Raw genomic sequence first — 6,327 nt, 5'->3', positions numbered from 1 at the left:
CTGGCCGATGTGCCCGGTGAATACCTGGCCGCCCGGATCGCCCATGAACGCAAGCGGCGGGAGGCGCTTGGCCTGACCCCGCCTGAGCCGGAGGATCCGCGATGAGGCTCCTGTCGCCCCTGCTTGCCCTTCTGGTCGCGCTGACCCTGCTGCCGGGTAGGCCGCTGGCCCAGTCCAGCGAGGTTGCGCCGGATGAGCTGGGGCTGACCGTCACCCTTCTGGAGCCCGGTCAGGCCCCCTATCCGCGCGAGATGATCCCGATCCTGATCCGGGGCGTCTACCGCCGCCACGTCACCCGGGAAGCGCTGGAGCAACCCGACCTGGAGGGGTTCAACTGGACTCAGCTTGGCCATGACAAATGGAGCGAGGAACGCCTGAACGGGCAGACCGTCAAGGTGATGGAGCGGCGCATGGCGCTGTATCCCGAACGCGCCGGAGAGCTGACCATCGGCCCCTTCACCCATCACCTGACCCTGACCGATGCGGGCGACGATTGGTTCGATCATGACATCACCTCTGCCCCCGTCACCGTCTCTGTAAAGGCGCCGCCGGCGCTGCCGGAGGGCGAGTGGTGGTTCCCGGCCAAGCGGATCGAGATTTCCGACCAATGGTCCAATGAACCCGATCGCCTGCAGGCGGGGGAGGGGGTGTTGCGTGTGATCCGGATCAAGGCGGTGGGCGTCACGCCAGAGATGGTGCCGCCCATGCCGGAGCTCAAGTCGCCCTCCGGCATGGTCTTTGCCCATCCCGAAAAGCGGCTGATCGAGCTGACCCCGGAGGGGCCGGCCACCTATGCCTTCTGGCGCTGGACGATCCGGCCCGGCAATGCCCATTCCACCATCGTGGAGCCGCTGACCTTTTCCTACTTCGATACCGATGCGCGGGTGCTGCGGGAGGTGACGATTTCCGCCCAGCGGGTGGCCTATGATGCCAGCGCCCTGCCGCCCGTGCCGCCACCGGGGCACCCCGTGCGCCTGCCGGGCTGGCCCCTGTGGCTGGTCGGCGCGCTGGTCCTTGTGCTTGGGCTTGGGCTGATGCTCTGGGGGCAGCGGCTGGACCTGGCCCGCGTGCGCCGCCGCTTTGGCCTGCTGGATCCCATGGCGCGTCGCCTGCGCCGGGCGGCCCGCGCCGGTCAGGCGGCGCAGGTCCGCCGCGCCGCCATCGCGCTGATGCGCCGGGATGGCAGCACGGCGGGGGATCGCGGCCTGTTGCAGCGCCTTGACCGCGCGCTCTTCGCCCCCCGTGGCGCGGCCCCGGACCTGCGCGCCTTTGCCCGCAGTTTCCGGCGCAGCCATGGCGGAGTTACGACTAAGCGCTGAATTGCCAGACCGCCGCGAAAGGCACAGGCTTGCGACAGCGTGCCGCATGAGACACGCGATCATGGGAGGATCTGGACGTGGGACTATTCGACAAGCTGTTTGGCGGCGGGGCGGACCAAGCCATCGCGCAAGCCCCCAAGTACACGCATGTGAAAATCCATCCGCAGGTGGACAACGGCATTCCGCCGGAATCCGCGAACTTTGGCGGCGGCACCCTGAAATGCCACTGCACCACGGATCCCGTGGTGGTCGAGATCTCTGGCCAGACGGCGCATAACCACGTCTGCGGCTGCACCAAGTGCTGGAAGCCGAAAGGCGCGACCTTCAGCCAGATCGCCGTCACCGCGCGCAGCAATGTCAACGTCACCGAAAACGGCGACAAGCTGGCCATCGTCGATCCCGGTGCTGCGATTCAGCGCCACGCCTGCACGGGCTGCGGGACTCACATGGTGGGCCGGATCGAGAACGAGGGCCATCCGTTCCACGGGCTGGACTTCGTTCACACGGAACTTTCCGCTTCCACCGGCTGGGCCGCGCCGACCTTCGCCGCCTTCGTGTCCTCGATCATCGAATCCGGGGTGGAGCCCGATCGCATGGGCGAAATTCGCGGGCGTCTCAATGAGTTGGGCCTGACCCCCTATGACTGCCTGTCGCCGCCGCTGATGGATCTGATTGCCGCGCATACGGCAAAGCAGGCCGCCTGACGGTGCAAGTCAGGCGGGAAATGGATCGGCCACTTACATGAAATGGTTGCAAATATCCACGGCTAGGCTAGCCTCCTGACCTGGGAGTGGGGAGGCTGCCACCATGCAACATTTCGAGGTTGCAGTACCGAGAGAGACCCTCTCTTCGGTGCTGATCGTCGACGATCATCCTTTGTACAGCGACGCGCTTGCGTCCGCACTGGGGGGCGTCTTTGCGGAGTGCCGGGTAGAGAAGGCCGGATCGCTGAGCGCCGCGCTGAAGGTGCTGGAGGCGGGGTTCGATCCGGACCTGGTGATGTTCGACCTGATGTTGCCGGATGTGAACGGGATCTCCGGTTTCGTGACGCTGCGCGCCCATGTGCCGGACATCCCGATCCTGGTGATTTCCTCGATGACCTCGCATGTGCTGGTGGCATCGCTGATGAAGGAAGGGGCGGCGGGGTTCCTGCCCAAGGATACCTCTGCCGGGGATATCCAGACGGTGCTGGGAGAGATCGCGGCAGGGCGCAAATACGTGCCCAAGGATTACCGCCAGGCCCGCGCCGAGGCCGCGCCGGCGGACCTGCTTGAGAACATCCACCCCAAGCTGGCGGCGCTGACGCCGCAACAGCAGAAGGTGATGAAGCTGATCTGCGAGGGCAAGCCCAACAAGCAGATCGCCTATGAACTGGACCTGGCCGAGGCGACGGTAAAGGCGCATATCACCGCGCTGCTGCGCCGCCTGGGGGTCAGCAACCGCACGCAGGCGGCCCTGATGGTCGAGGCGGCCCATGCACAGGCGATGGAAACCTCCGAGGAACCCGAGGCGATCTCTTTCCTGTGTCGCTAGGCGCTTTTCGTCAGGGCCCTGCCAATTGCCTATGTCGATAGGACCAAGATGAAAGACGCAGATCACGATCCCGGCCGCCCGCAACGTGTGACGGTGGGGCAGTCCGTTTCCCGCGATCCCCGGCAGGCCGCCGCAGAGGCCGCCGCGGGTATCGACCCGTCGGAGGCCTGCTTCGTGCTGGCCCTGGTGCCGCACGGGATGGACCTGGATCTTCTGGCAGAGGCGCTTGGGCATCACCTGGACGGCGTGCCGATCTTCGGCTGCACCACGGCGGGGCAGATCACCACCCGCGGCTACCAGACGGATGCGCTGCTGCTGATCGCCTTCCGGAAAGAGAACTTCCGCTGCGCCTCCATCCTGTTCGAGCCGCTCAAGCCGCTCGCCATCGCGCCGATCATCACCCAGGTGAAGCGTCAGAACGCCCAGTTCCCCCATACGCCGGGCTGGAATCGCCTGGCCCTGGTCTTTGCCGACGGGCTGTCCATGCAGGAGGATCTGCTGGCCGCCGTGCTTGAGACCGTGCTGGAAGGCATCCCGGTCTTCGGCGGCTCTGCGGGGGACGGGCTGACCTTTTCGGGCACCTACATCCTGCACAACGGACGGTTCCACGCCAATGCCGCCCTGCTGCTGATGGTCGAGACGGATTTGCAATTCCAGGGGCTGAGCTTCGATCACTTCATGCCGACGGAAACCCAGCTGGTGATCACCGATGCCAGCCCCGAGGAACGCCTGGTGCATGAGATCAACGGCGCCCCCGCCGCCCGGGAATACGCGCGGCTGATCGGCTGCAGCGTCAGGGACCTGACGCCACAGGTCTTTGCCGAGAACCCCATGCTGGTCTGCCACAACGAAAACCACTACGTCCGCGCGGTCTTTGCCCGGACCGACGACCAGTCGCTGTCCTTCCTGGCGGCCATCGACGACGGGCTGGTGATGCGGCTGGGCCGGGGAAAGGACGTGATCGAGGCGCTTGAGGCCGAGCTGGAGGTGCGCAGCCCCGCAGGCCGCTGCCCGGATTTCATCCTGGCCTTCGACTGCGTGCTGCGAAAGCTGGAGTTCGAGGAAAAGGGGCTGGACGGCAAGGTCTCTGACATCTTCCGCCGCAACCGGGTGCTGGGCTTCAACACCTACGGCGAACAGCATTGCGGGTTGCACATGAACCAGACCTTCGTCGGCGTCGCCTTCTTCGAACCCGAGCGGAGACATGCCCCGTGGACATGATCGACCGCTCCGAAGACGCCGACATCCAGGTCGCGCGCCAGGCCAAGATCATCGACGCCCTGGTGCGCCGCGCCACCCGCCAGAACGAGGTTGGGACCACCGCCTACAGCGCCTTCCAGTCCGCGATCGAGCTTCAGGCCCAGGTGGCCGCCAAGACCCGCGACCTGGAACGCGCCGCCACCGAGCTGGAAAGCGTGCGCTTTGAACGCGAACGCACCCGCCGCAACCTGGACGAGGCGCTTTCGGCCATGGGGGACGGCCTGGCGCTGTTCACCGACAAGCGGTTGGATATCTGCAACGACCTGTTCCAGCACCTGCTGGTGGATGTCTCTGACCGGGTGGTGCCCGGTCTTGGGCTGGTGGAATACTTCGACCTGCTGGCGCAGAGCGAACAGGTGCTGTCCGTTGATAGCCGCGTGACGCCCCATGACATTCTGGCCCCGACCCTGTCGCTGGTGATCGAGCTGACGCGGGACCGCTGGTACCGGCTGAACATGGAGCGCACCTCTGCCGGGACGCGTATTCTGCTGCTGACAGAGATCACCTCCCTGGTGCGTCAGAACCGGGTCGAGAAGGAGCGCCTGATCGACCGGCAGGCGGATTACCTGCAGGCGGTCTTTGCCAACATGACCTCGGGTGTGTGCACCTTTTCCTCGACCGGCGAGGTGATGATGCACAACCTGCAGTTCCGCCAGCTTCTGGGGCTGCCCTATGCGGCGGTTCAGAAGGGCATGACCCTGCACCGCCTGCTGATGCTGCTGACACATCGGGGGCTGATCGCGGATACCTCGCTTGAGATGGTGGAGAAATGGCAGGCGCGGCTGCTGCGCGCGGGCCGGTTCCGGCGCCGGGTGCGCAGCGGCACCGACCGGGTCTTCGACCTGCAGGCCAACATGCTGCCCGACGGCGGCTTCCTGGTGGAGCTGAAGGACGTGACGCTGGAAGCCCGCGCCACGGAGATGCTGGAAAACCGCGTGCAGGAACGCACCGCTGAGCTGACCCGCACCAACCAGCGCCTGACCGAACAATACGAGGAAAAGGCCCGGGTGGAGGAAGAGTTGCGCCTGGCCAAGGAACGCGCCGAGGCCGCCGTGTCCTCCAAGACCCGCTTCCTTGCGGCGGCCAGCCATGACCTGCTGCAACCGATCAATGCCGCCAAGCTGCTGATCGCCACCCTGCAGAAGAACACCGCCGGCACGGCCCACGGGCAGATGACTGAGCGTTTGAAAGGGGCCTTCACCTCGATCGAGCATCTGCTGCATGCGTTGCTTGATATCTCTCGGCTGGACAGCAACGATCATGACGCGGTCTCGCCCAGCACGCTGCACCTGGGCAATATCCTGCAAGGCGTCTTCGAGGACCAGATGCCCCTGGCCGAGGAGCGCCGGGTCACCTTGCGCATGGTGCCCTGCGATTGCCACGTGCGGTCTGACCCGGTCTACCTGCTGCGCTCGATCCAGAACCTTGTCGTCAACGCGATCCAGTACACCGAACCGGGCGGCAAGGTGCTGTTCGGGTGCCGCCGGCGGGGCGACAAGGTGGAGTTCCAGGTCTGGGATACCGGCATCGGCATCGGGGAAGAGGACAAGACCCGCATCTTCGAGGAATTCGCCCGCGCCGGGAACGTGCCTGTCGGTTCCGGCGTGGGACTGGGGCTGTCCATCGTGGAGCGCACCTGCCGCCACCTGGGCCACCGGCTTTGGGTGTCTTCGGAACTGGGCGTCGGCTCTGTCTTCCGGATCGAGATGGCGCGCGTTGAAACCGCCGGAGAGCCTCGCTCAAGCGCGCCCAGCCATCCGGCCAGCGACGTGCCGCTGGAGCATATCGCGCTGGTGGTGGAAAACGACGAAGACGTGCTGTTCGCCACCACCCAGACGCTGCAAAGCTGGGGGGCAAGCGTGCTGCCGGCCGCCTCCACCGAAGAGGCGCTGCGCTTTGTCCGTGATATGGGGATGCCGCCCGACATCATGCTGGTGGATTACCAGCTGGACGGGGGGGACACCGGCCTGCACGCGATCGAGGCGATCCGTCGGGAAACCGGCATCAACGTGCCCGCCATTATGATCACGGCCGACCGGCGCGAAAGCCTGCTGCGCGCGGGAGAGAGCATGGATTTCACCGTGATGACCAAGCCCGTGCAGCTGTCACGCCTGCGCCCGCTGATCGAATGGAAAGTGCAGGGCCAGCCGGGCCCGGTACAGCCGAAAGTCGCACATGACATGGGGCTGCAGGGGCATACTCTCAGCTGAGGGAG

General features: G+C 65.8%; 5 protein-coding genes. All 5 read left to right on the top strand.

What is annotated here, in order from left to right; genetic code table 11:
- Nucleotides 1-101: 101 nt before the first annotated feature.
- The 5 genes from HCZ97_RS08260 (at nt 102) to HCZ97_RS08240 (ending at nt 6,322) form a co-directional block, all read left to right on the top strand.
- On the top strand, nt 102-1,319 hold the full coding sequence (locus tag HCZ97_RS08260) for a BatD family protein (protein WP_167688220.1): 1,218 nt from the start codon (nt 102-104) through the stop codon (nt 1,317-1,319).
- Nucleotides 1,320-1,414: 95 nt separating this feature from the next.
- Nucleotides 1,415-2,023 (top strand): S-(hydroxymethyl)glutathione synthase, encoded by a 609-nt coding sequence (gene gfa / locus HCZ97_RS08255; RefSeq protein WP_175581670.1) that lies wholly within the window; start codon nt 1,415-1,417, stop codon nt 2,021-2,023.
- A gap of 103 nt (nt 2,024-2,126) precedes the next feature.
- On the top strand, nt 2,127-2,852 hold the full coding sequence (locus HCZ97_RS08250) for a response regulator transcription factor (protein ID WP_167688218.1): 726 nt from the start codon (nt 2,127-2,129) through the stop codon (nt 2,850-2,852).
- A 48-nt stretch (nt 2,853-2,900) separates the two neighbouring features.
- Nucleotides 2,901-4,073, top strand: a complete 1,173-nt coding sequence (locus tag HCZ97_RS08245) for an FIST N-terminal domain-containing protein (RefSeq protein WP_167688217.1) — start codon at nt 2,901-2,903, stop codon at nt 4,071-4,073.
- Complete coding sequence (locus HCZ97_RS08240; RefSeq protein ID WP_167688229.1) at nt 4,070-6,322, top strand: hybrid sensor histidine kinase/response regulator; 2,253 nt, start codon at nt 4,070-4,072, stop codon at nt 6,320-6,322. The genes HCZ97_RS08245 and HCZ97_RS08240 overlap by 4 nt, the downstream gene beginning before the upstream one ends.
- The last annotated feature ends 5 nt before the right edge of the window (nt 6,323-6,327 follow it).

Source organism: Pseudooceanicola sp. HF7 (assembly GCF_011806405.1).
GTDB lineage: Bacteria > Pseudomonadota > Alphaproteobacteria > Rhodobacterales > Rhodobacteraceae > Pseudooceanicola.
Note: the sequence above shows the minus strand (reverse complement) of the source record. Positions and strands in the feature narration are given on the sequence as shown.

What these genes read in the sequence shown, in the direction of transcription:
- HCZ97_RS08245 (WP_167688217.1), top strand. Translation starts at nt 2,901, where the DNA reads ATGAAAGACGCAGATCACGATCCCGGCCGCCCGCAACGTGTGACGGTG.
- HCZ97_RS08260 (WP_167688220.1), top strand. Translation starts at nt 102, where the DNA reads ATGAGGCTCCTGTCGCCCCTGCTTGCCCTTCTGGTCGCGCTGACCCTG.
- HCZ97_RS08240 (WP_167688229.1), top strand. Translation starts at nt 4,070, where the DNA reads ATGATCGACCGCTCCGAAGACGCCGACATCCAGGTCGCGCGCCAGGCC.
- HCZ97_RS08250 (WP_167688218.1), top strand. Translation starts at nt 2,127, where the DNA reads ATGCAACATTTCGAGGTTGCAGTACCGAGAGAGACCCTCTCTTCGGTG.